Origin of the sequence: Sorangium sp. So ce367, assembly GCF_051520455.1 — a bacterium.
Taxonomy (GTDB): domain Bacteria; phylum Myxococcota_A; class Polyangia; order Polyangiales; family Polyangiaceae; genus Sorangium; species Sorangium cellulosum_B.
Genome location: NZ_CP150334.1, coordinates 4,587,599 through 4,611,794, shown reverse-complemented (window position 1 = coordinate 4,611,794; position 24,196 = coordinate 4,587,599). Strand labels below are relative to the sequence as shown.

General features: G+C 72.6%; 17 protein-coding genes, 1 tRNA gene and 1 pseudogene. 6 read left to right on the top strand and 13 right to left on the bottom strand.

Annotated features, from left to right (window positions below; genetic code table 11):
- Positions 1 to 128: 128 nt before the first annotated feature.
- Together WME97_RS17550 and WME97_RS17545 are read right to left on the bottom strand one after the other, a co-directional pair.
- Complete coding sequence (locus WME97_RS17550; RefSeq protein ID WP_437553102.1) at positions 129 to 2,900, bottom strand: hypothetical protein; 2,772 nt, start codon at positions 2,898 to 2,900, stop codon at positions 129 to 131.
- Positions 2,897 to 5,878 carry an RHS repeat-associated core domain-containing protein gene (locus WME97_RS17545; protein WP_437553100.1) on the bottom strand — a complete coding sequence of 994 codons (2,982 nt, stop codon included), beginning with the start codon at positions 5,876 to 5,878 and terminating at the stop codon, positions 2,897 to 2,899. The genes WME97_RS17550 and WME97_RS17545 overlap by 4 nt, the downstream gene beginning before the upstream one ends.
- Positions 5,879 to 6,117: 239 nt before the next feature.
- Here WME97_RS17545 and WME97_RS17540 point away from each other — a divergent pair, with 239 nt between their 5' ends.
- A complete protein-coding gene (locus WME97_RS17540; protein WP_437555712.1) occupies positions 6,118 to 6,504 on the top strand; it encodes a hypothetical protein in 387 nt (128 codons plus the stop codon).
- Here WME97_RS17540 and WME97_RS17535 read toward each other — a convergent pair.
- Positions 6,450 to 6,611 (bottom strand): annotated as a pseudogene (locus tag WME97_RS17535) (DUF6531 domain-containing protein); the annotation flags it as partial. The gene WME97_RS17540 and the pseudogene WME97_RS17535 sit on opposite strands and share 55 nt — an antisense overlap.
- 1,045 nt (positions 6,612 to 7,656) lie before the next feature.
- Positions 7,657 to 7,729, bottom strand: a tRNA-Lys gene (locus WME97_RS17530).
- A gap of 265 nt (positions 7,730 to 7,994) precedes the next feature.
- Between WME97_RS17530 and WME97_RS17525 the strand changes: the two genes are divergently transcribed.
- The gene (locus tag WME97_RS17525) at positions 7,995 to 8,750 is read left to right on the top strand and encodes a S1 RNA-binding domain-containing protein (protein WP_437553098.1); all 756 of its coding nucleotides are present in this window, start codon (positions 7,995 to 7,997) and stop codon (positions 8,748 to 8,750) included.
- Positions 8,751 to 9,346: 596 nt separating this feature from the next.
- Positions 9,347 to 10,945: a L,D-transpeptidase gene (locus tag WME97_RS17520; RefSeq protein ID WP_437553096.1), complete on the top strand. Its 1,599-nt coding sequence runs from the start codon at positions 9,347 to 9,349 to the stop codon at positions 10,943 to 10,945.
- Positions 10,946 to 11,170: 225 nt separating this feature from the next.
- Here the strand turns inward: WME97_RS17520 and WME97_RS17515 are convergent, their stop codons facing one another.
- Positions 11,171 to 11,620 carry an acyltransferase gene (locus WME97_RS17515; protein ID WP_437553094.1) on the bottom strand — a complete coding sequence of 150 codons (450 nt, stop codon included), beginning with the start codon at positions 11,618 to 11,620 and terminating at the stop codon, positions 11,171 to 11,173.
- Between the two features lie 474 nt (positions 11,621 to 12,094).
- Here WME97_RS17515 and WME97_RS17510 point away from each other — a divergent pair, with 474 nt between their 5' ends.
- Positions 12,095 to 12,835, top strand: coding sequence for a hypothetical protein (locus WME97_RS17510; protein ID WP_437553092.1), 741 nt, complete (start codon positions 12,095 to 12,097; stop codon positions 12,833 to 12,835).
- A 157-nt stretch (positions 12,836 to 12,992) separates the two neighbouring features.
- Here WME97_RS17510 and WME97_RS17505 read toward each other — a convergent pair whose 3' ends face one another.
- A complete protein-coding gene (locus tag WME97_RS17505; protein WP_437553090.1) occupies positions 12,993 to 13,385 on the bottom strand; it encodes a response regulator in 393 nt (130 codons plus the stop codon).
- 208 nt (positions 13,386 to 13,593) lie between these two features.
- Positions 13,594 to 14,028, bottom strand: a complete 435-nt coding sequence (locus tag WME97_RS17500) for a DUF309 domain-containing protein (protein ID WP_437553088.1) — start codon at positions 14,026 to 14,028, stop codon at positions 13,594 to 13,596.
- A gap of 100 nt (positions 14,029 to 14,128) precedes the next feature.
- Between WME97_RS17500 and WME97_RS17495 the strand changes: the two genes are divergently transcribed.
- On the top strand, positions 14,129 to 14,299 hold the full coding sequence (locus tag WME97_RS17495; RefSeq protein WP_437553086.1) for a hypothetical protein: 171 nt from the start codon (positions 14,129 to 14,131) through the stop codon (positions 14,297 to 14,299).
- Positions 14,300 to 14,350: 51 nt separating this feature from the next.
- Here the strand turns inward: WME97_RS17495 and hflX are convergent, their stop codons facing one another.
- The 6 genes from hflX to glgA all read right to left on the bottom strand — a co-directional run bounded on the left by hflX (position 14,351) and on the right by glgA (position 22,743).
- Positions 14,351 to 15,781: a GTPase HflX gene (gene hflX / locus WME97_RS17490; RefSeq protein WP_437553084.1), complete on the bottom strand. Its 1,431-nt coding sequence runs from the start codon at positions 15,779 to 15,781 to the stop codon at positions 14,351 to 14,353.
- 242 nt (positions 15,782 to 16,023) lie between these two features.
- Positions 16,024 to 17,943, bottom strand: coding sequence for a GAF domain-containing protein (locus tag WME97_RS17485; RefSeq protein WP_437553082.1), 1,920 nt, complete (start codon positions 17,941 to 17,943; stop codon positions 16,024 to 16,026).
- A gap of 276 nt (positions 17,944 to 18,219) precedes the next feature.
- A complete protein-coding gene (locus tag WME97_RS17480; protein ID WP_437553080.1) occupies positions 18,220 to 19,635 on the bottom strand; it encodes a WD40/YVTN/BNR-like repeat-containing protein in 1,416 nt (471 codons plus the stop codon).
- Between the two features lie 35 nt (positions 19,636 to 19,670).
- Positions 19,671 to 20,132 carry a FixH family protein gene (locus WME97_RS17475; protein WP_437553078.1) on the bottom strand — a complete coding sequence of 154 codons (462 nt, stop codon included), beginning with the start codon at positions 20,130 to 20,132 and terminating at the stop codon, positions 19,671 to 19,673.
- Positions 20,125 to 21,120 carry a hypothetical protein gene (locus WME97_RS17470; RefSeq protein WP_437553076.1) on the bottom strand — a complete coding sequence of 332 codons (996 nt, stop codon included), beginning with the start codon at positions 21,118 to 21,120 and terminating at the stop codon, positions 20,125 to 20,127. The genes WME97_RS17475 and WME97_RS17470 overlap by 8 nt, the downstream gene beginning before the upstream one ends.
- A gap of 168 nt (positions 21,121 to 21,288) precedes the next feature.
- A complete protein-coding gene (gene glgA / locus WME97_RS17465; protein ID WP_437553074.1) occupies positions 21,289 to 22,743 on the bottom strand; it encodes a glycogen synthase GlgA in 1,455 nt (484 codons plus the stop codon).
- Positions 22,744 to 22,971: 228 nt separating this feature from the next.
- Between glgA and WME97_RS17460 the strand changes: the two genes are divergently transcribed.
- Positions 22,972 to 24,165, top strand: coding sequence for a vWA domain-containing protein (locus tag WME97_RS17460; protein WP_437553073.1), 1,194 nt, complete (start codon positions 22,972 to 22,974; stop codon positions 24,163 to 24,165).
- Positions 24,166 to 24,196 lie beyond the last annotated feature (31 nt).

Below are 24,196 nucleotides of genomic sequence, written 5' to 3'. Positions count from 1 at the left end.
TCGCTACTCACGCGGCGTCGGGACGAGTGCCCTCAATGCCTGTCAGCGACTGTGGCCCGGTGGCAGCTGCGAATACGCCACGGAGATGAGACTGAAGGGCTCGGCGCGCGACATCTCCACGCGGACGCTCAGGGCAGCCACCGGCAAACGTCGACGATCTCCCGGGCCACCGCGACGACGCCCTGCGGTCCAGCGACGCGGGCAAACAACGGCGCCAGGTGCCCCAGGTCGTCCTTCGTCCAGTCGTCGAGGAGATCGGGCCGCGGCTTCCAGCCGAGCTCGTTCAGGAGTCTCTGGCAGACGCGGCGCGCGTGCGGCTCGGTCATCGAGGCGGCCAGCGGGATCAGCGCGAAGAGCGCCTCGTCCTCGTCGCTCGGCTGCTCCAGAGCGCGCTCGACCAGATCGCGCGCAATCGCCGGCGCGTCGTCCGGCGAGACCACGGCGATCGCGACCAGGTCTGACCACGGGGCGCCGATCTCGCGTGACAGGTCGAGGACCGCATCCGCCCCGAGAGCCCGGGTCCACGCAGCGGCGTTCCGCGCGAAGAGCAATCTCGCGCCGTCGCTCGCCCGCAGATCGCCCGACAGCTGGGCCCAGGCGGCCTCGCGGACCGCGGCGGGCAGGTGCGCGAGCAGCGCGGATCGCGCCTCGATCCGGTCCGACGGCTGGGGCAGCGTGTCCACCAGCGCGAGCGCATCCTCCACGCGCCCCAGATCGCAGAGGCGCGCGGCGACGGCCTTCACCACCGGGAGGTGGAGGCCGGCCGCAGCCGCGCACGCCTGGACCAGCGCGGACGCGGCGCCGGCAGGCGCGTGCGACGCGAGCGCGCAGATGCTCCAGCACGCGTCCGGCGGAAGCGCGTCGCCCGCGAGCAGCGACAGCGCGAGCCCCAGCGCCTCCGACGCGCCCGCTTCCCGCTCCTCCGCGGGCAGGCCCGACGCGAGGTGCGCTAGGACCAGGTGCCGATCCGAGGGGGGCAGCGCCTCGGACCATGCCCAGAGCCCGCGCACCGCCGCGGGAGACCATTGCGCGGCGGCCTTCGAGAGCCCCGGCAGCTCGTCGCTCCTCGCGTCGGCCGGGACCTCGGCGAATGCGTCGCGACCGAGGTCGAGCGCCTCGGCCTCGGGCAGCAGCGCCGCCAGGGACACGCGCGCGCTCCGGCTCTCCCCGGTCCGCTCGCGAGCGAGCCGCGCCGCCGCCTCGCGCGCCGCCGTCACGCGCGCCTGCCCGTCGAGCGCGCGCGCCACGGCGGCGAGCGCGGCCCCGCCGGCGTGCTCCTCCCTGGCGGCCTCGAGCGCCCAGCCGAGCACGACGGCGCACTCGGCGTCGGGCAGCTCGTTCGCCAGCCGGATCAGGGCACCGGCGCGCTCCGCGGCGTCGGCGATCGGCCGTCCAGCCTCGAGGATGTCCTCGCCCACACGCGGCATCTCGATGTCGGGTCCGGCGGAGCCCTCGCCTCCCTGGGCCCCTTCCTCTTCCTCCTCGTCGTCCTGCGCGGCCTGCGCAGCCAGCGCGCGCCGCGTCTCCTCGAAGCCAAGGATCCTCCGCACTGAGCTCGTCACAAGCAGGCAGCGGACCCGCGCGGCCAGCACCGCCACGACATCGCCTCCGGCAGCTGCATCGACCAGAAGGCTCGCCGCGCACGCCGCCGTCGCGTCCACGTCGGCGATGAACCCGGACGAGCCATCCGGGCGTGTCCTCCACACGTCGAGCCACGCCCTCGAGACCAGGTCGAGCCGGTCTGCGAGGCTCGCGCCGACCCGCTCCAGGTGAGCGCGCCAGTTCCGGCATACGTAGTCAGAGACCGTGCCCGACGCGAACGCGCGCTTCCCGTGGTCGACGAACCGGCGATCGACCGCCGCGCGCTGCTGCGGCGCAAGCCGCTCCTCAACAGCCTCCGCCCAGGCCGGGTGACGGAGCGCGAGGCCCGACTCTCCGGCGGCGACCAGCGGTCCGCTCAGCTCGTTCCAGGCGCCGCCGTTCACCGTCGAGATCGCGAGGAGCTCCTCCACCTCGATCGGCGCGAGCGCGCCTGCAAGCCATGGCAATACGGAGCGGATCATGCCGCCGACGCAGAGATCCAGAACCCCCGGAGCTCCGGCGGGAGCGTTCGCGAGCGCCGTTCCCACGGCCGCGGCATCCCGCGCGAGTACCTCGATCAGCGCCTCCACGAGCAGCGGCTCCCCGCCGCTCACCCGTGCGACGTCGTTCTTCACGCTGGCCGGCAGCTCGCCAAGCCTCCGCCCGATCGCCTTCGCGACCTCGTCGACCTCGATCGGCGGCAGCGCGACCAGCTCCGTCCCCTCCCGGAGCCCTCCGAGCGCCTCGCTCGAGCGCGCCGACAGCACCGCGCGCACGCCGGGGCCGAGGCCTCGCAGGAATCGCTGCGCTGCATCGAGGGTCCAGTCGACGCCCTCGTCGAACCCGTCGAGAATGACGACGAGCGGCCTGCTTCCGGGCGGGCGGCCCTCCTCGAGCATGGTCGCGAGGACGCGCCGCATCTCCTCGACCCCGTGCGGCCGTTTGCCGGTGCGCCACCGCGACCTGAGGAACAGAGCCACGCGCGCATAAAGGAGGCTCAGCGCCGTGGACTCCAGCGCCGTACCGAACCGGCGGCTCACGGGGACGAACGCGATCTCGTGCCGGCCCGCGCGGGCCAGCTCCAGCGCCCACGCGCCCAGCAGCATCGACTTGCCGCGCCCGCTCGGTCCGAGCAGCGCCGCGCGCGCACCGCCATGCTCCAGCCACGCTTCGAGGCCCGCCACAGCACCAGCGCGCGCCTCCCCGCCGAGGGGGGCGCTGCGGTAGCGCTCGACCTCGCGCCAGAAGGCGAGGACGCCGCGCTCCGCCGCCGCCGGGCCCGCGGCCGGCGCATCCGGTGCTCGCGAAGGAGTGCTCATGTCCCTGCGAAGGGCGGCGTGCTCGAGGGAGCGGTCCTGAACGGCATAGAGCGTCCCTTGTGCCAGACATTGCCGTTCCACGCCTTGCCGTCCGAGCCGATGACACCGTTCTTCTTGCCAGTGCCCCCGTTGTTCGCCGAGTGAAGGCCGAGCTCACGCATGACCTGCGCGCAGAACTTGCACGGATCCATGAGCAGACCATCCTTGTCCGTCTTGGTCGTCATCTTGCCCTCCTTCACCTGTTTCTGCATCTCCTTCCTGATCTCGGTGTCTTCGGCCGCGGGGTCTTTCAATGTCTTACCGTTCTTCTGGCGGTCCTGCCGGATGTCTTTCGCCAGGTTGTTCAGCGCCTCGATCTCGGCGCACTGCCCGGCGCTCGACGGCTTCGGCCCTGCCACCTGGCCCTCGTCGAACTTCTTGTGGGCATTGTCGACAGCGGTCTGGAGCGCGGGGTCGAGCGGCCCCCCGAACGCGCTCGACCCGCGGTGCGTCTTGCCGCCGGCGGTCTGGATCTCGGTCCCGGCCTTGGCCATGAGCCCGTCCGGATCGACGAGCCGCGTCGGCTGGTTCTCCGCGTAGGCGAATCCATTGAGACCGCCGAGGATCCCGATCGGATCCGCGCTGATATAGCGACCCGCCTCGGGATCGTAATAGCGGTTGCGGTTGTAGCAGAGGCCGATCTCGTCGTCCCAGTACTGCCCGCGAAAGCGGATCGGCGTCGACACCGGCACCAGCACGTCGCGCGCGGGCTCGACCTTTCCCCAGGCGCTCCGCCGCAGCTCGCACGCGACGGCGCCGTCGGGGCCGACGAGTCGCTCCGGCGTACCGATCTCGTCGTTCAGGTAATGATACCACTCGCCCTCCCCGGCGCGCTGCGCCCACGGCGCGCCAGCCTCGAAGACGTAGGTGCGCGCATCCACGGTTGGCACGGCGTGGGCAGCCGCGTCGCCCGTGACCTGTCGGATCTCGTGCACGAGCTCGGCGCCATCCCAGACGAACCTCGTCGCGCTCTCCGGCCGCAGCTCGCCGGTCGAGAGTCGCCGGGAGACCCGCTTGGCCACGCGCCGGGCGTCCGGATCGTACGAGAACTCCACGAAGGTGCCGTCGGCGCGCTCGACCGACTGCAAGAGCCCACGCGCGTCCCAGGTGTATTGGGTGACCTCGAGCGCTCCGGCGGAGGTCCTGGCCCGCGTCTCCTTGAGACGCGCGTCGTCGTCCCAGAGGAGCTCGGTGTCTCCCTTCCTGAGCAAGCGATTGCCAGGACCGTACGAGCGATCGTTCTTGCCAGCGGCGACGTCGAACACGTTCCCGCAGGCGTCATAGCGAAAGAGCTCGGCGCGCTCGTGCTCCGGGACGTTCGCCAGGATCTGGCTCGCAGGGTCGTACTCGAAGCGGCGCGTGCCGTACGCCTGGTCCCACGCCTCGACGAGCTCCGACGCAGGCGAGTATCGGTACGCCTGGTGCACCGTCACCGACGCCGGGGCCGGGCCCACCCATTCCGGTTGGTTCGGCCCGACGTGCACGCGGCTCGACGGCGAGCAGACGCGCCGCTCGACGAGGCGATCCATCAGGTCCCACGCGCTCTCGATCCGGCCGCCTCGCGGGAGCGCGCGGCAGACCTCACGCCCCGCGGCGTCGTAAGCGATCCGGACCTCGTCTCTTCCGTCGAGGATCACCCTCTCCGCGAGCCCGCCGACGTTGCGAATCCACCTGGCGGAGTGACCGAACGACGTGGTGCGTTCGACGACATCACCCATGAGATCGAAGGTGCGCCGGACGGTCGCGGCCTCGCCTCCCACGCTCTGGGTCTCGGACACGACCCAGCCGACGGCGTTGCGCTCATACGTGAACGAACCGGCGGGGCTCTCGGCGGCGATCACGTCGCCGCGGTCGTCGTACGTGAACCTCTCGACGCTGCCGTCCTCGAAGGTGCGCGCGACGAGCTGCCCGGCGAGGTCGTACGTGTACTCCGTCCTCTCGCCCGCCGCGTTCTGGAAGGAGATGACCCGGCCATTGTAATCGTATTTGTATCGAGACACGCGCCCGTCGAACCCACGCTCGCTGGTCACCATCCCCGCGGTGTTGAGCTCGAGCCTGTGGCGCTCCCCGAGCGCGTTCTGGATCTCGACGAGGCGCCCCTCACGGTTGTACCGGAACCATGTGCTCTCTCCGTTCGGCTTGTGCACCTCGCAGAGCTTGTGGAAGCCGCCTCGCACGAACCGGGTCACCTGCTGGTTCGGCTGGAGGACCGCGGTGCAGTCCCCCATGCCGTCGTATTCGTAGCGGGTCGTCCCGCCGTCGGGCCGGTAGACGCCGGTGAGGTTGCCGCGGTTGTCATAGGTGTACGACAGCACCGCGCCGCTCGTATCCCGGATCGAGCGGCACCGGCCCCAGTAGTCATAGGCCAGCTGCGTCTTGCCCCCGAGCGCGTCGATCTTCTCGACCATGTTCCCGAGATCGTCATAGCGGTACGTCGTGCGGCCGCCGTTCGGCGCCACCGTCTCGATAAGCCGCCCGTGCGCGTCCTGGCGCACCTGGAACACCGCCCCGAGGGGGTCGGTCCAGATGAGCCCGTCGGGCGTCCGCCCGATCTCGGTGACGCCGCCCGCCGGATCGATCGCTCGGCGGATGTGCCCGTCGGGTTCGCGCTCGATCTTCGTCATTCGACCGAGCGGATCGGTGATGGAGAGCTCGCGGCCCAGGCGATCCCGCTGCCAGACGGTCATGGCGCCGACCGGATCGACGAACGTCCGGAGGTGCCCGTGCTCGTCGTACGTCCGGCTGAACACGGCCCCGGCGCTCACGGCCTTGTCGAGCTTGCCGAAGCGGTTCCCGAAGTAGCGATGAACCGTGATGGAGTCCGCGACTTCGACGTATCCATCCTCTCCGAACTCCAGCTTGCAGTGAATAGATGCCTCTGGCGACGGTCTTCCCGTCGGCCAGGTGCGTCGGCACGTCCTCCGCCAGGCTGCGGTCACGCCCATCGTCGTAAGCGCCCCACGTCTCGACGCAGCGGCGCCGATCGTCGTAGCGGAATGAGAACGTGAGCCCGGTAGGGCTCGTATGGGAGGTGAGGAGGTGTTCCTGGTACGTGTAGCGCGTCGTGTAGCCGTCAGCGTCGGTCGCGGACGTGAGATCCCCGGCCGCATCGTAGCTGTACTGCGAGAGAGGCACCCAGACACCGCGCTCCCGCGCGTTCTTGATCTCGAACGCGCCGATGCGCCCGTCGAGCGCCCGCCGGACCCGGACGATCCGGCCGACGCTGTCGGTGATCTCGGCGAGCACGCCCTCGCGGTACGAGAGCCTGATCTCGTTGTTGTATCGGTCCTTGATCGCGGTGAGCCGGAACCGCTTCCCGGCCGCTTCGGCGAACACGTACCAGCGGCCATCGCCGGTATCGAGGACGAAGCCGCGCTCCTCCCGTGCGAGGACCCATCCGTGGGGGCCCGCCGCGCCGGCGCCCACGGGCATCGTGTCGAGATCGACCGGCCCATCGTCGCTCCAGACGCGGAGGATGCGCTGCCGCACCTCGATCTCCCACGCCAGCGAGTGGCTCCACCCGAACCCCAGCCCGACGTCGCGCTCGAACGCCGCGGTGGTGTAGGACCGCACGATCGAGAGCGGCAGCGGTCCCGGAAGCTCGAGGTCGACGGCGGGAATCGTGAACACCCGGCCCGTCACCACGTCGACCGGGTCGCCCTTCGCAGCCATTCCCGATTTCTTGCCGCCATGGTGATTCGGGCAGCCGGCGCCGTCGCCGCCGGCGCTGCCACACCCGGACTTTCCGCCGCCGCTGGCGTCCTTGCCGCCGTTGGAGCCATTGCCGCCCTGTTTACCTCCAGAGCCGTTTCCTCCAGCGCCCCCGCCCCCGCCACCGGCCCCGCCCCCTCCCATGATGAAGACGCCCGGGTTCATTCCAGGGATGGCGGGGATGTTCGGTACAGGCGCAGTGCGGGCCATGGTCTTCTCCCGGGTGTCGTGCGGTCTTGCTGCCGTGTGATCCAGACGAACGTACACCGCCTGGCCCCGGGTGCACCCACACGCTCGCAGCCCGGGGCAATGCGCATCGACGAGGAGGATACCCATGAAGTTCAAGACGACGATCGGGGCTGGCGACCATTTCCTGTCGACTCGATAGCGTCTCGCCGTGATGGGAACGAGGACACCGCCATCACCTGCCGAGACGGGTACCACGGCCTCTTCGCGTCCTACTTCAGAGCTCGGTCAGGTTGACGAGACATCACGTGCGCTTGGTGCGTCGATGACCAGAGCAGCCCACGCACAGCCGCACGGGGACGACGCGGCCGAGCAGCAGCCCGAAAGGGGCAGTGAACTCGCATCCTTGTTCGCGTACCATCTCGTCAGCGAGCGCGCGCCCGAGAGCGAGAAGGCGAACGCACCGACGGCGACTTCCTGGAGGACGTCCCGACGTAGCGCGCACCGCGGATCGTCGCGCGCGAGCGTGCCGCTCGGCTCGCCTCGCCTCGGGCGTCGGCTCATGCCGGCCGCTCGCGCGCGAGGAGCGGGCCCACGCGTATCAGCTCGCCGGCCGCAGGCTGGGGCCGTCGCTGGACGCTCGAGGAGGTCCGCGAGCACCTCAGCCACACGTCGATCGCCTTGACGCACCGCTACGCGCACCTGAGCGAGACGGCCATCAAGGGCGCCGTCCGCCAGACGCCCGGGTGGGCAGCGCCGCTGCCCACCTCCGCCTCGATTCCACCTGAGGTTTCGCGTCTAACCTCTCGGAATCATTCAGTGGGTCGACAGGGACTCGAACCCTGGACCTACGGATTAAAAGTCCGCAGCTCTACCGACTGAGCTATCGACCCGATTCAGCGGCCGCGGAAGCTAGCAGAAGCCCCTGCCAGGTTCCACCTTTCCGTTCCCGCCGCCTCCCTGCACTCCGCCGGCCCCGTCCTCTCCCCCGTCCCGTCCCCCTCCCCCGTTTCCCTCTCCTCCCACTTCGGCCCCTGCCCCTGCTTCGGCCCCTGCCCCTGCTGCGGCCCCTCCCTCCCTCTCCCTCCCGCCTCTCCCCTCGCTTCCCGCTCACCGCCGCCTTCCTCGCGCCCTCGCCTCGCGCTATGAGGTCGCGCCATGTCGTCGTCACGCCCTTCCGCCGCCTCCAAGGAATCGTTCGCTTCGCTCTTCGAGCAGTCCGAAGGAGCTGGCAAGCAGCGCCGCCGCCAGTACCACACGGGGGAGACCGTCGAGGTGACCGTGGTCGCGATCGCTCGCGAGGCGGTCTTCGCGGATCTTGGCGGCAAGCAGGAGGGCATGTTCGAGCGCGTCGCGCTCGCCGACGGTGACGGCAAGCTCCGCGTTGCGGTCGGCTCGCGCATCTCGGCCGTGGTCGCCGGCGTCGACTCGGGCACCGGCCAGGTGCGCCTCACGCCGGTCGTCGTGCGCGCGAGCGACGACGGCGACGGCGGGACGTCGCTCGCGGTCTCTGCGCCTGCCGCGGGCGGCGCGCCGCTGCTCGTCGAGGGAGCGCGGGTCAAGGGCAAGGTGACGGGCATCGAGCGTTACGGCGTCTTCGTCCAGATCGCGGGCACCTCGGGCCGCTCGGGCCGCGGCCTCGTCCCGACGGCCGAGACGGCGACGCCTCGCTCCGCCGACCTGAAGAAGCACTTCACGGTGGGGCAGGACGTCGAGGCGAAGATCCTCAACGTGGACGAGTCCGGCAAGATCCGCCTCTCGATCTCCGCGCTCCGCGTCGACGAGGAGCGCGGCCAGTTCGAGTCGTACGCGAAGGGCGAGCGCTCCGGCGGCGGCAACGACAAGGGGGCGAAGCCTGCGCCTCGCAACTTCGGCACGCTGGGTGACCTGCTCGCGAAGAAGGTCAAGCGCTAGCGCTTCTTCCCCCTCGTCCCGTCTCCAGCTCTCCCTCCCGTCTCCCTCTCCCTCCTCTCCCTCCCCGTCCCCAAGCCGCCGGCAGGAGATTGCGTCTCCCCCTCGGTTCAGCATACACCTCGCCCGCTCAGCCCTTGCGGCTCCAGCTTCGGCTCCTCGTCGCCCGCTGGTTCGCTGGCCCCGCGCGCCTTCGCACCTCGGGCCTGGGTCTCCCTGCCTCCGCCTTCGCGTCGATGCCTTCTCTCGCTCGAGCCTCCGCCCCCGCGTCGCTGCCCGCACCGCAGCGCTCTCCGCGCACGCGCGCTCGCCCCCGCGTCGGCTCTCGCGCCACGGCGCCCTCCCGCTCGCTCTCCGGCGCCCTGCTCCGCGCTCGCGCTCTCGCCATCGCCGTCGCCTTCGCCAGTCCCTCCCCGCTCGTCCTTTCGGCCACGGCCTGCGCTCCGTCCCAGGATCCGCCCGGCAGGGCCACCGACGATCACCGCTCCGGCGCTGCTCGCGCGCCCGCCCCGTCCGCCACCGGAGCCGCCCTCGCGGCCCCGGGTCTCCCCTCGCCCGAAGCGCTGGCCCCCTCTCCTGGATCCGCCGCGCCGGACGCCGTGTCCCCTGCGTCGCTCGCGTCACCGGCGGCCGCATCACCCTCCTCGAAGGAGTCCACGCTCCCGGGCCGGGGCGCGAAGATCGCCAGCATCGCGATGCGCACCTGGATCTACGTCGCTCCCGACGAGCGCTCGACGAAGCTCGGTTACCTGCGCGCCGGCGCGGTCGTCGATCGGGCCGAGCTCCCTGCGGGCACCGGCGGATGTGCCGGCGGCTGGTACCGGATCGCGCCGCGCGGTTACGTCTGCGTGGGCAAGGGCGCCTCGCTCGCGCTCGAGCACCAGGTGGTCGCCGCCGCCGTGCGCGGCCCGCGCCGTGGTGCGCCGGTGCCTTACTACTACGCCATGTCGGGCTCGCCCCCGCCGCACCTCTACTTCCGGCTCCCGACCGTCGAGGATCAGCGCCGCGTCGAGGGGTCCACGCTCGGCGTCCACCTCGCCCGCGCCGCTGTCGCGCCCTCGTCGTTGCCGCTCGATCCCGTGCCGGAGTTCCTCCTCGCCGGCCGGGATCTCCCCAAGCCGTACGGCGCCGAGGAGAAGCTCCACTACTCGGTGCATACGGGCCGCACCAAGGAGAGCTCCGCCTTCGGCCTGATCACGACCTTCGAGTGGACCAACCGCCGCTTCGGCCTCACGACCGAGCTCGATCTCATCCCGCTCGATCGCACCCGCCCCGCGCGCCTCAGCGCGATGCGCGGCGTGATCATCAAGGATCTCGACGCCGAGGGCGCCGAGGTCCCCGCAAGCGCCTCCGACACGGCATCGGCGGCCGCCGCAGCGTCGTCGGCATCCCCCACGTCCTCGGCCGCCCCGACGCCCGCCGCCGCTCCACCGGCCGACACCGCGAGCTTCTCCATCGCCGAGCTGCCTGCCGACGAACTGCCTCCCCCGCCGCCCGGCACCGATCCCCGCCCCGATCCCGCCTTGAAGGGCGCCCCTGCCTTCGTCCGCGTCCACGGCACCATGCGGCAGCGCCCGTCCGCGTCGGGCCGCGCGCTCGTCGACGCGGGCCTCGCGCCGCACCGCTCGGGCTGGGTGCTCACCGGCCGCACGCGTGGCGGCGCCAAGGGGCTGCTCGAGACCACCGAGGGCTCATGGCTCGCCGCCGACCACCTCGTCATCGCCGAGCTGCGCAAGGACCCTCAGGGGTTCGCGCGCGACGGCAAGAAGTGGATCGACATCTCGATCCGCCGCCAGATGCTCGTCGCTTACGAGGGCACGCGCCCCGTGTTCGCGGCGCTCATCTCCAGCGGTCGCAGCGGCATGGCCGATCCCGAGGAGACCGACGCCACCGTCCGTGGCTCGTTCTACATCCACGCGAAGCACGTCTCGACCACGATGGACGGCGATGACGAGGCGTCCGAGGCGGCGTTCGACCTGCGTGACGTGCCGTACACCCAGTACTTCCACGGGGGTTACGCGCTGCATGGAGCGTACTGGCACGACGAGTTCGGCAAGGCGCGCAGCCACGGCTGCATCAACCTGGCCCCTGCCGATGCGGCCTGGCTCTTCGAGTGGACCGAACCCGCCGTCCCGCCCGAGTGGCACGGAGCGATGAACATCGAGGGCGGCGGTACGCTCGTCTATGTGCACGGCTGACGGCTCCGTGCACGGCTGACGGCTCCGTGCACGGCTGACGGCTCCGTGCACGGCTGACGGCTCCGTGCACGGCTGACGGCTCCGTGCACGGCTGACGGCTCCGGCTGCCCGGCCCCCTCAGGACAGCCGGACGACCGGCCCAGCTCGCCAGGTGCATCCGGCAAACTGGGCGGGAGGGCCGCTCGCCCGACTGCTGCCGGCCCTCTCGTCCGCCCCGTTACCCCGTTACTGGCAGGACGCCGGCATCTGCGCGCCAACCAGGAGGCCGCGCAGGGTCGAGAGCGCTTGCCGTCCCTGCGGCGAGTTCGCCAGGCCGTCGCACGCCGAGGCGGCCGCGAGGTAGCCGCCCTGCTGCTCGGGCGGGGCCGACTTCGCGTTCTGGCGCAGCGCCGCGCAGCACTTGCGGATCCCGCTGGAATCGCCCGTGCCGACCACCTTCTTTCCAGCGTCCGCGTCCGCCGTGTCGGCGTCCGCCGCATCCGCCCCGGCGTCCTCTTCGGGCACGATCTGCGTCGTGGGGGTCGGCGTCGGGGCCGGCGTCGGCACGACGGGCGGAGCCGAGGGCACCGGCGGCACGTCGTCCTCTTCCTTCTTGGGGCACCCGCTGGTGACCAGAGCCACTGCAAGGGGGAACATCAGCGCCCCCAGAACCGTGAAGAGCCGTGTAGGTTTCATCTCACCTCAAGTATCCGATTCGCGTTTGCGTGGGAACTTCTGTTCGACGAGGAACGCCCCGATCGCAACCAACTTCCCCGAGCGCACGCGGTCATGAGGCCCGCCGGCTGCACGCCCTCGGCGATCCGAGCGGTCGAAGTATGGGCGTCACGAGCCCGCTCGCAAGATCGCGAACGCCGCCGACGGGCGCGCTTCAGGTGCTCCCTGACCTCGGTAGCAGGCGCGTGCGTCGCGGCGAACACGGCGAGCGCGACGGACGCGAGGCACGCGGCGAACGCGGCGAACGCCGGCGCGCGCGCGGGGCGGAATCGCTCACAACGCTGAGCGACCGCCGCCGATCAGCGTGGGCCTGGGCGCACGGCGGGCCCAAGCACGCGCGCGTGTGCATGTCCAAATCTCGAAAGGACACGCCGACCGGCCGGCGCAGGCGCGCGACTCCAGCGCTCGACCGATACGGCTGAAGCGGGAGCAACCATGAAGTACACGCAGCACGAGGAGTGGACGAACGAACCGCGAGCCGCCGCCGCCAGCCCCGGAGAAGACACCTCGGTCTCGTTCTCGGTGGACGCGCCCTCGCTGGATACGCCGGCGATCACGGAGGATGCCGCCGTCACGACCCCGCCCGCGGCGCGCGCCGCGAGCGAGGAGCGCGACGACGCGTCCTCGGGGCAGATCGACCTCACCGCGCTGAAGGCCGGCGAGGAGGGCGCCCGCCCCCAGGTCCTCGACCTCTTGCCGATCTTCCCGTTCGGCGAGCCGCCCGCGTCCGCACCCGTGCCTGAGGCGCCGGCGCTCGACGTGCCGGCGCGCGCGTGGCGCGCCCGCTCGATCGCCGTCCTGCTCGCCGGCGCCACCGCGATCGCGGCCCTCACGGCGGGCATCTCTGCCCCGGATGCCGCCGCCACCGGCCCTCGCGCGGAGGCCGGCCTCGCCGCCGCCGCCAGCGCGGTCGAGGCGCGGCTCCCGCGCGTCGAGGCGCCTGCCGAGCGCGCGCTGGTCGCGCCTCCTGCCGAGCGCGACAGCTCTGGCGACGCGCCCGACGGCGTCGCCGCCTCGCAGCGCGCACCCGAGAACCGCGTACGGGCCCCGGGCGCAGCCGCGCCGACACGCGCCAAGCCGGGCCCTGCGGCGCCGAACACGACCGACCGCCGCGCTCCCACCGATCCGTGCCGCGGCGACCTCCTCTGCGCGATGCGCCGCGCCACGGGCGGCTGATCCACCGCCGAGCCCCTCGGCAGACAGCCGCGGCCTCGGTCGGGCTCGCTCCCGGCAGGACCCCGCTCAGATAACTCGTTCAGGCAGCGCGCCGGGCTCGCGCCCGGCAAGGCCCCTCTCAGACGGCGCGCCGGGCTCGCGCCCGGCGTGAACCTCGTCAGGCGGAGGCCGGGTTCGGGCCGGACGGGCACCCCGTGTGCGCCGCGATCGAATCGAGCAAGCGGTTCAGATCGAACGGCTTTGCGACCGACGCGCACGCGCCCACCTCGCGGGCCCAGGTGCCGGCGTCCACCGCCGCCGTCATCACGAGGATGGGCGCGCGCGGACCAGGACACGACGCGTACGCGCGGGCGAACCCCCAACCGTCCATCACCGGCATGCGCATGTCGAGCAGGATGAGATTCGGCCGGTTGCGCTCCAGCAGCGCGAGCGCGGCCTCGCCGTCGCTCGCCGAGAGGACGTCATAGCCCTCCTCCTCCAGCGTGATCTCGAGCATTTCCCGGATCTCCTGGTCGTCGTCCACGATCAGGATCTGCTTGCGCCGTGTCACGCGGCTCCTTTCGGTTTGCAGCTTGGCCCGAGGCTCGGCGCTCGCCGTCCCCTCCGCTCCGATTCCACAGTACCCGTCTGCCACGATATCCCCCCACACGGGCGCTTCCCATGCGCGACCACCACTCAGGCAAACGATGTCACGCCCGCGTCCCATGTCGCACGCGACGAGCGCAATATCGACTGCGGAGCCCGTTCGGGTCAGACGCTCAGGGCCGCGAACGCGCCCCGGACGGCGAGGGCGGCGCGACATCGCCCGCGATCTCCATCCTGGGCAGAAGCGAGGCGTCGATCTCGGTTCTCTCTCCGCGCACGAGCTGCTCGATCACGGCGGCTGCGCGGGTGATGTCGTCGACGAGCAGCGGGATCGCCAGCCCGCCCATGCCATCCGGCGTGCTTGCGAGCCGAGCGCGCGCCTTGTCGAGCAGGCGCAACGCCCCCGGTGGGCTCTGCATCCTCGTGAGCTTGTGCAGGGCCGCGGCGACGAGGATGAGCCCCTGGAGAAACGTCTTCCTCACGGGGTCCCGCTCGTCTCGCCACCCGGACTCCCACAGCTCGTGCGCCTCGAAGAACCGCCCCGCGCGGTAAGCCTCCAGCCCGCGTTGGACGATCGCTTCGAGCGCGGCGTCGGTGGAGGAGCTCATGGCGCGGAGCGACAGCGGACAGCGGAGCGACAGCGGACAGCGGAGCGTACCACGCGCCCCGGACGCCCGCGCTCCGGCGCTCCGGTGCTACGCTCGGCGCGTGCAGCGGTGGATCCTCGTCGCGGTGATTGCTGGGCTCCACCTCCTGGCGTTCGCGATCGGCATCCTCCTGCGCCGCCGCAGGCGACGGCGGCGCCTGCAGGCCGACGAGGCGCGCGCCATCGCCGCGCACGCCGACGCCGCGCGCGCCCGCGCCTCCCGCCCGGGCTGACCCCGCTCGCCAGCGCCGAGGCCGCGCGCGCCCGCGCCCCCCGCCGCCCCCTCAGCGCGCGAGCAGGCTGCGCAGCCGATCGAGCGCCGCCGCGTGCGCCCGCACCGAGAGCCGGCCGCCGACGTCGTCGTACTCCTCCGAGAGCACGCGCGCGTTCTCGTAGATCTCCCCGATGAGGCCCTGCTTCGCGTACGGCAAGAGCAGCTCGGCCTCCACCATCGACTGCTCGAAGAACGCGATGATCGCCTCCCGCAGCGCCGCCACGTCGTCCGGGATCTTCGCCGACAGCTGCGTCGCCTCGGGGAACTCGAGGCGCAGCGCCTCCCGCTCCTCCTCGGAGAGCCGGTCCACCTTGTTCAGCAGGAGCCGGCTCGGCACCTCGCTCGCGCCGATCTCGGAGAGCACGCCGCGCGTCACCGCGAGCTGATCGCGGAACGTCGGATCCGACGCGTCGGCCACGTAGAGCAGGAGCGACGCCTCGAGCGCCTCGTCCAGCGTCGAGCGGAAGCTCGCCACGAGATCGTGCGGCAGCTTCTTGATGAAGCCGACCGTGTCCGAGACGAGGATCCGCGGGCGCACCTCCGGGTGGAGCGCGCGCACCGTCGTGTCGAGCGTCGCGAAGAGCTTGTCGGCGACGAGCACCTCGCTGCCCGTCAGCGCCCGCATCAGCGACGACTTCCCCGCGTTCGTGTAGCCGACCAGCGCGACGCGGCGCTGCCCTTGCCGGAGCGCGCGGCGCGTCGACTGCTCGCGCTGGACCGCGACGAGCTCCTCCTTCAGCTCCGCGATGCGGTCGCGGATCTTGCGCCGATCGAGCTCGAGCGCGCTCTCGCCGGCGCCCTTGCCGCCGATCCCGCCGCGCTGCCGATCCCCGCCGCCGCCCGTCTCCCGGAGCCGCGGCGCGACGTAGTTGAGCCGCGCGATCTCGACCTCGAGCTTCGCCTCCCGGCTCCGCGCGTGGCGGTGGAAGATCTCGATGATCACGCCCGCCCGGTCGAGCACCTGCGCGCCCGTCGCCCGCTCCAGGTTGCGCGCCTGGCTCGGCGAGATGTCGTGGTCGACCGCCACGACCGTCGCCAGGCGCGCCGCCTGCCCGGCGCCGCCCGCGCGCGGCTCCGCGCCGTCGTCGTCGCCCGCGTCGTCGCCGTCGTCTTCGCCGAGCTCGACGTCGTCCTCACCGCTTTCACCGCTCTCTGCGGCCCGGCGCGCGCGCGCCTTGTTCTTTCGCTCCGGCGCGCCCGAGGGCACGACGCCGCTGCCGCCCGTGAGCTCCGCGAGCTCCCTGAGCTTGCCCTCCCCGAGCACCGCGGCCGCCGCGAGCGCGCTTCGCCTCTGCGACACGGTCGCGATCACGTTGAAGCCGAGCGTGTGCACGAGGCGGCCGAGCTCGGCCAGATCGGCGGCGTGCTCTACATCGTCGACGCCGGGGAGCTGCACCCCGACGAGCACAGCGAGGGGACGTTCTTGGTTGGTGGTGGTCATACGGTCGTGTGCGAGGGCGGGAGCTTCGCCTCATCTACCCCCGCGACGCAAGCCGCCGCGCGCTCGCCCGCGCCTCGCTGCGTCGCCTCGGACGAACCCGCCGGGCTCGCTCCGGCGAACCGCCGAGCTCGCCCCGCCATGGACCACGAGGGCGGGCAGGGACAGCCCGACGCCGGCGGCGGGCGTGGCCTTCCGGGCACGCCCGGGGCACGCGCGTCACATCCCGAGGCGCACGAGCGGCGTCACCTCGCTCGCGCCGCCTCGCCGTGCAGCCGCGCGCTCTCGATCGCCAGCGACGCGAAGCGCCCGAGCTCCGCGGCCACGCCCGTGTCGTCTTGCCGGAGCTCGCGCTCCACGGTCCAGAGGCTCAGCAGGCCGAGCTTGCGGCCGCGCGCCGCGAGCGGCACGAGGATCGCCGAGCGGGCGCCGAGCTCTCGCAGCGCCGAGAGGTGCTCCGGCCCGCGGGCGATCCGCTGCAGCCACGGATCGGTGACCAGCGGGATCAGCGTGGCCTCCCTGCGGGCCGTCGCCTCGGCCAGCGAGGCGGCGTCGCCGAGCAGCAGCGGCGGGTGCTTGAGCAGCCTCGGCAGGAGCGCCCGCGCCTCGGGCAGGCGCGCCGACGCGACGAGCCGCGGGGCGCCGCCATCGTCGAGATCGAGCGCGCAGAGGTCCGCGAAGCGCTCGCCGCCGAGGCGCACCACCTGCTCGATCGTCCCGTCGTGGTCGAGCGACTCCGCCATCAGCGCGCTCGCGTCGATCAGGATCTGCCGCGCGCGCTCGGCCTTCCTGAGCTCGGTCACGTCCTCGACCGTCATCACGGCCGCGGTGATGCGCCCGTCGGCGTCGCGCACGGGGGCCACGCTGAAGCTCCCGAGGCGGCGCTCTCCGTCCGCGCGGACGAACTCCATCTCGTCGCGGGAGACCGTCTCGCCGCCGTGCAGCGCCCGGTGGAGCAGCCAGCGCGCGCGCTGGTCGTCGTCGGTCTCGCTGAGCAGCGTCCGCAGCGGCGCGTTGCTCGGGGTCTCCTCGGGGCCGCGGACGATCTCCGCGAACCGCCGGTTGTTGAGCGCGACGGCGCCCGACGTCCCCTCCGCGACGACCACGCCGACCGGGAGCCGCTGGATCGTCGCCTCGAACCGGCCGCGCTCCGCGGCGAGCTGCTCGCGCAGCTGGGCCTGGGTCGCGAGCGCGGCCGCGCGCTCGGCCGCCTTCTTGAAGAGCAGCCGGTCTCCCTCGGAGAACTCCGGCACGCGGCGGGAGCTCACGACCGTGACGCCGACGAGGCGGCCCTCCGAGAGCATCGGCACGCCGTAGAGCGCGTGGAGCGCGTCGCTCGGGCGCTCGCTCTGCGCCCCCGACTCGGGCCCCGCCGCGCCGCCCCCGGCGTCGGTGGCCAGCGGATCCGGCGCCGCCGAGCGCAGCGCCACCGGGCGCCGCTCGCGGACCACGCGCCCCACGAAGCCCTCCGCCAGCCTGTAGGCGCGCAGGCCCCACAGCGCCTCGTCGACGCCGATGCCGGCGCGGATCCGCAGCACCTCGCCCTCGAGCAGCAGCATCACCGCCCAGTCGACCGACCGCGCCGACTCGACGAGCACCTCGACGAGCCGCCGCAGCAGCCGATCGATGTGGACGTTGCCCATGCCCTCGGCCGAGACGCGATCGAGCGCACCGAGCGCGCGCTCGCGCAGCGCGGCGCTCCGCGTCGCCGGATCGATGATCACCTGATCGAGCACCTCGTGCAGGATCGTCATCTCGACCCACGACGGCTGCGTGCCTGTCCGCTCGAGCATACGGAGCACGCAGCGGCGCAGCACCGAGTACTGGGCGGCCACGTCCTCCAGCTCGAACCCGTCGCGGAGCTTGTCGAGCACGCGGAAGCCGAGCAGCGGCTCGGGGAACTCGACCGACACGGACTCGACGCCGCTCCACGCGTCCTGCTCCTGGTCGCCCGGCGGCGCAGCCGCGGCCGACACGGCCGCCTCGAGGCGCTCGGCGAGGCGCGCGAAGATGGAGGGCAGCTCCTGGCGCAGCGCGATGTAGCCGGGGGACTGCTCGCCCGGCGCGCGGCGACGCTCGGCGCGCTCCCAAGCCTCCAGGATCTCCGCGCTGTGGGCGCGCAGGAAGACGGCGAGCGGCGATCTGGGAAGGTCTCTAGGGGCCATTCACGCGCTGGCCGGAGCCGCGGCGCCCTCAGTCTACGCCAGCCCACGAGGACGTAGATCCAGAAACGAACCGGCGGCGGCTTGCCCGTCCGGCTCTCCCGCGGACGGCGCCGAGTCGGTCCGCCCTCTCCGTCCGTACCCTTCTGCCTGCGCCATGGGAGCGCCCTTCCATAAGCGGTTATGTTGCGCTCGTCTGCGCGCCTGCGCCGTCGCGCTCGCTCGTGTGCCGTGGCGCCCGTGCTCCCGACCTCCGGCGCGCTCGCGCGTGTCGCCGCGCTAGCGTGCGCGCCGGCGCCGCCGCGCGCTCGCGAGGCCCGCCGCGAGTGCGAGCCAGACCGCGCCGCCGGCGGACGGCGCGGCGTCCTCGCCCCGCGCCGCGCCTGCCGCGCCGATCTTGCACCCGCACCCGTCCGACGCCTCCTCTTGTGGCGGCTCGGATCCCCCGCCGCCGCTGCCGGCCGCTGCGGCGCCGCCGTCGCACTGCTGCGAGCCGATGGTGAGCGCCGTCGCACCCCACAGCGGAGCGCAGGTCGAGGTCGCCCCGCTCTCCGGCGCGCACTCGATCGGCCCGCAGAGCCCGTCGAGGTGCAGCAGCGCGGAGAAGCTCTCGCCGTCGTCGATCGATCGGCCCACCGTGAAGCCGTCGGCGAACTCGTCGCCGCAGGCGAAGAGCGCCGCGGCGGTCCAGGTCAAGCACCGCGCGCCGACGTCCGAGATCTTCTCGAACTCGAGCGACGCGGCCGGCGCGCGCCAGATTCCGTCCTGGGGCCCGCCCACGATCACGGTCGCGCCGTCCGGCGAGAGCGCGAACCCGAGGAGGTCGCCGGCGCTCTCGAAGGCGGTGGTGAAGCTGCGCCCTCCGTCCTTCGAGACGAGCAGCGCGTCGGTCGGATCGCCGTCGAGCCGCACGTAGACGATGTCGGGGTCGACGGGATCGATCGCGCCCAGGAACGGCAGGCGCATGTCGTCGCTCCCCGGGATGTCGAGCCGCTCCCAGGTCGCGCCGCGATCGTCGGTGCGCTGGAGGGCCCCGGCGTAGTCGGGCGCGCCGTAGCGGCCGCTCACGTAGACGCGCGCGCGGTCGGAGGGCGCAGCGTCGACCGTGTGGGCGAGGAAGTCCCCGGGCAGATCGACGCCGGCCTTCGTCCAGCTGTCCGCGTTGTCGCTCGTCTCCCAGAGCTGGGTCAGGAACTGGCCCGCCCCGAGCCCCATGCTGACGACGAGCACGGCACGGGAAGGGTCCTCACGATCGGCCGAGAGGTCGATGACGTAGCGGTTCATCAGATCGCCCTGAGCGAACGACCAGTCGCAGCCGCCGTTCTTCGACGCGCTGAGGCCGTCGAAGACCCCGGCGATGATCGTCCCGTCGGCGAGGAAGGCGAGCATCGGATCCTCGTTCCCGCCGAAGCCGACGACCGGCTCGCAGATCCAGCGCCAGCGCTCGCCGCCGTCGTGCGTGGCGAGCAGGCCGTAGGTCGCGCGGACCATGAGGCGCGACGGGTCGCTCGGGTGCGACGCGATCAAGCCTGCGGCCGGGAAGCGGCCGTTGGCCGAGGCCGGCGCGGCGAGCGCCGCGACCGAGAGCAGCGCCGCGACCGAGAGCAGCGGCGCCGCGCAGGACGAGAGGGGGCCACGCCGCCGCGCGCCTGGCCCGCTGCGGGAGTGACGCGTCAGCGCTGGGAGGGCTCGCACGGAGCGTTCTGTAGGGACTCGCACGAGGGGTGAGCCTAGTGGACGTCGAACTCGAATGCCGCCTCGTCGATGAGCGACGAGGTCAGGGCCCGGCATTGCACGTCCCAGAGGCCCCCCATCCCGAAGGGCACGTCGGCGACCTCGTACAGGCCGGGCTCGATCTCCGTGCCCTCGTGCACGGACCCGTGCCCCATGCTCGTCATGCTGGCGTAGCAGCGGAGCTTCATCCGCTGCGCCGGGTCCCGCGAGTCGGTCCAGGTGAGCCGGACGTGGAAGGTGTTGAAGCCTCGCTTGATCGGCTCGGTCGACTCCACCGCGAACTCGATGCGCCCGTTCGCACCGACGTCCAGCCGGTGGCCGTCGTCCGGCGCCACGTCCTGGGATCCGCAGCCCGCCGGCGAGAGGACGGCGAGCGCCGCGAGGAGGGCGGCGCGGGCGCGCGCCCAGCGGCGCCTGGGAGGTGACTTCGGCGAAGGCTGTTCACGAGGTTCAATCACGTCTTCCCCACACGTAGCGGAGGCCTGCGGACAGGGCGGCGAACGCGCCCTCGTTGCGGCCGATCCCGGAGATCGGCACGTCCACCTGGAGGTTGCCGACGGCGGTCCAGCGCGCGCCGACGTCGTGGGCCAGCACGGCGAGCAGCGCCGTCCGCACGCGCTCCTTTCCCATGGGATCGCGCGGGCCCCGGCCAGGCTCATCCTCGCGCGGCTCGCCCTCGCGCTCGTGGAGCGCGCCCACGGTGAGCGAGGCGCCGGAGGGCCACGAGGGCCCCGCCGCGGCGAGGATCTGCAGGCGGGGCGCGGACCGCGCCGCGTCGCCGTCGGGGAGACGGTAGCTGGTGCGGACGCTGGTCGAGGCGGAGAGCAGCGCGTGGAACGAGCCCCACGACTTCTCGAAGACCATCCCCGGCCGGATCTCGGCCACCCCGAGGCCGGTCGTGTCGGCGCCGGTGATGTCGACGCCCATCGCGCGGGCGCCGCTCGCGCCGCTCACGCCGGCGTCGAACGGCGCCGTCGCGGTGCTCGGGCCGCGCCCGGTCGGGAGCGTCACGCCGAGCGTGAACGCGGCGGACGGGATCCACGGCGACGCCGCGCCGTCGATAAGGTCGATCCTGGCTGCCGCACCCAGGTCACCCTGCCCGCCGCCGGACGACGTGGCGCCGAGCCCCACCCCGCTCCAGGTGACCATCATCGGAACGGAGACGGCGAGCTGAAGGTGATCCCCGGCCCGCACCAGCCACCCGGCCTCGGCCCTCAGCTCGCGGTGGTAGACGCCCTCGCCGGACACGTCGAAGCCTCCGTCCACCGCCCACGCCCCGAGCTGCTCGGAGAGCCGGACGGAGAAGCTCGCCGCGGCGCGCTCCGAGGGAGCGAGCCACTGGGCCATGCCGTGGCCCGCACCGCAGCAGGCCGACGCGCGCGCGGCCCTCGGGTGCACCGCGACCGACAGCAGGAGCACCACAGCGGCGACGGCTCTGGCCAGCACGGCCGCTCCTATAGGCGAGGCTCCTGCCCCGCGCCAATGCGACACGTTGTCGCGCGGAGGGCGCCTGATCTCGGTCGGGCTGCACCTTCAGGCGGTGTCCCGAGCCGTTTCCGTTCCGCGCGCAGCGCCTCGCGACCGCGCGCGCGGGGCTCGGCGACGGCGCGGCGCTCAGCTGGCGAGGGCCTGGCGGTAGACCTGGACGTAGCGGCGCGCGGGGCGATCCCAGCCGAGGTCGAGGCGCATGATGCGGCGCTGGACCGCGGGCCAGCGGGGCGACGTGAGGGCCGCGAGGGCGCGCTGCACGCCGCCGAGCAGCGAGGTGGCCGTCGGCTTGTCGAACAGGAACCCCGTGCCGGTCTCCAGGGCGGCGTCGATGTCGACGATCGTGTCGACGAGGCCTCCGGTCCTGCACGCCACCGGGGCAGCGCCGTAGCGTTGCGCGTACAGCTGCACGAGGCCGCACGGCTCGAAGCGCGACGGCACGACCACGAGGTCGGCCGCGGCCATGAGCCGGTGCACGACGGCCTCGCTCACCCCGCCGAGGAACTTCGCCCGCTCGGGCGCCTTGGCCGCGGCGGCGGAGAGCTTCTCCATGAGCTCGGCGTCGCCCTCGCCGGCCACGACGACGCTGACGTCGCCCTTCAGGATCTTCGGCATGGCGTTCGCGAGCAGGTCGCTGCCCTTCTGCGCGACGACCCTGCCGATGGACACGAGGAGCGGGCGATCCGGCCGGATCTCGAGCCCGAGCTCCTGGAGGAGCGCGCTCTTGCAGCGGCCCTTGTTGCTCACGTCCTCCGCGTCGTAGCGGGCGATGATGGCCGGATCGGTCATCGGGTTCCAGACGGCGTAGTCGATGCCGTTGACGATGCCCGACAGCTGGTTCGCCCGGGTGCGGAGCACGCCGTCGAGGCGCTCGCCTTGCTTCGGCGTGAGGATCTCGTTCGCGTAGGTGGTCGAGACGGTGGTGAGCGCGTCCGCGGCCAGGATGCCGCCCTTGAGGAAATTGAGCTGGCCGTAGAACTCGAGCCGCTCGGGCCGGAAGTGGTCGTCGTCGAGGCCGAGGTACGGGAGCGCGTCCTTCGGGAAGAGGCCCTGGTGCGCGGCGTTGTGGAGGGTCAGCACGGTCCGGCCAGGCGCGGACTGCTGGTGGCGGAGCAGGTACGGCACCATGGCGGTGGGCCAGTCGTGGGCGTGGACGATATCGAACGGCGCGCCCGACCGGGCGCGCTGGCGGACGAGCTCCACGACGGCGCGGGAGAACAGGGAGAACCGGCGCGCGTTGTCCTCGTAGTCGCGCCCCTCCTCGCCGTAGATGCCGGGCCGATCGTGGAAGCCTGGTACGTCGAGGACGACGAGCTCCACGCCCGTGCTGAGCCGCCCGTCGAAGAGCGTCACCTGGATCGGCCCGCCCGGCGACACCTTCGCGTCGACCTCGAGCGGCATCGGGGTGAGGCGGCGCGCCATCATCAGCCCGCTCGAGTCGAGCGCCTGGTAGCGCGGCAGCGCGATCGTCACCTTGTGCCCGAGCAGCCGGAGCGCCTTCGAGAGCGACGAAACGACGTCGGCCAGGCCGCCGACCTTGACGATGGGCGCGATCTCGGACGCAGCGAAGAGGATGTCCATGCGGGCGCCGTGTGTAGCACGAACCGGGGTGCGTACAGCGCGGCTTCCGAACCCACAGCTGCGCTGAACGCTGGCCAGCGCCCGGGTGTCGCCGCAGACGCAGCGCCGCGCGCGCCGTTTTGAAGCAACTTTCCATCCGCGCCACACCCCCTTCCAGGGCCCTACAGGGCGGATTCCAGGGCCCTACATGGCGGAGACGGGCGGTCCTGCCCTGTGTATCGTTTCTCCATGAGCAGTACGCTTACCTTTCCCAGGCTTTCCTTGCTCCTCGCCCTCCTCGCCACCGGCGTCGCCGTGAGCTGCGGCGGCAAGAACGATGGCGGCGGTTCGTCCCAGGGCTCCGGCGGCATCGGTGGCAATGGCGGCAGCGGCGGCGCGGGCGGCGCCGGCGCCGGCCCCGTCTCGGGCTCGGGCGTCGGCGAAGGCGGCGCCGGGCTCGACTTCGCCGGCTCGCACGGCTCGAGCGGCACGGACGGCGGCGGCGGCGGCGCATGCCAGCAGCTCGACATCACGTTCGAGCCGCAGACGCCGACCGTGATGATCGTCGTCGATCGCTCGGGCAGCATGTACGGCAGCGGCTTCTGGGATCCGCTCAAGACCGCCGTGCTCAACGTCGTCGACAGGCTGCAGGACAGGGTGCGCTTCGGCTTCGTGACGTTCACCGGGATCGAGAACATGCAGTGCCCGCTGCTCGCGAGGGCCGACGGCATCGCCCTCAACCACCACGCCGCCATCTCGGCCGCCTACGAAGAGGCCTCCACGGTGCCGCCCGGCAAGCTCGAGACGCCCACCGCCATGACGTTCAACGAGACGGTCGTCCCGGAGCTCCTCGCGTTCCCGGAGCCCGGCCCCAGGTACATCCTGTTCGTCACCGACGGCGAGCCCGATCGCTGCGACGACGTGCTGGCCGTGTGCGCGCGCGACGACGTCGTCGGCGCGGTGCAGGACGCCTACGAGCAGGGCATCGGCACGTTCGTCTTCGGCCTCGGGTCGGGCGCGCTCGCGCAGCACCTGCAGGACGTCGCGAACGCGGGCGCAGGTCAGCCCGTCCAGCGGCCCCGGAGCGGCACGAACGAGGATTGCTTCGCCGGCGCAGGCACTTACGCCGACGCCGGCGGCACCGCCACCTACTACACGCCGGACCCCACCGACGCGTCCTCCCTGGAGGACGAGCTCGACGCGGCCATCGCCGGCGTCAAGAGCTGCACCTTCGACCTCCAGGGCTCGATCGAGGTCGACCTCCGCAACGCGTCGCTCGGCCAGGTGCTCCTCGACGGCGCGCCCGTGCCCTACGACGCGCAGAACGGCTGGACGATGGAGAGCGCCACCCAGCTCACCCTCGTCGGCGACGCCTGCGAGCAGCTCAAGGACGCGCAGGAGATCTCGTTCGACTTCCCCTGCGAGATCCTCGTCCCCCAGTGAACCCAGGGAGCAGCGCGCCGACGCGCGCCGC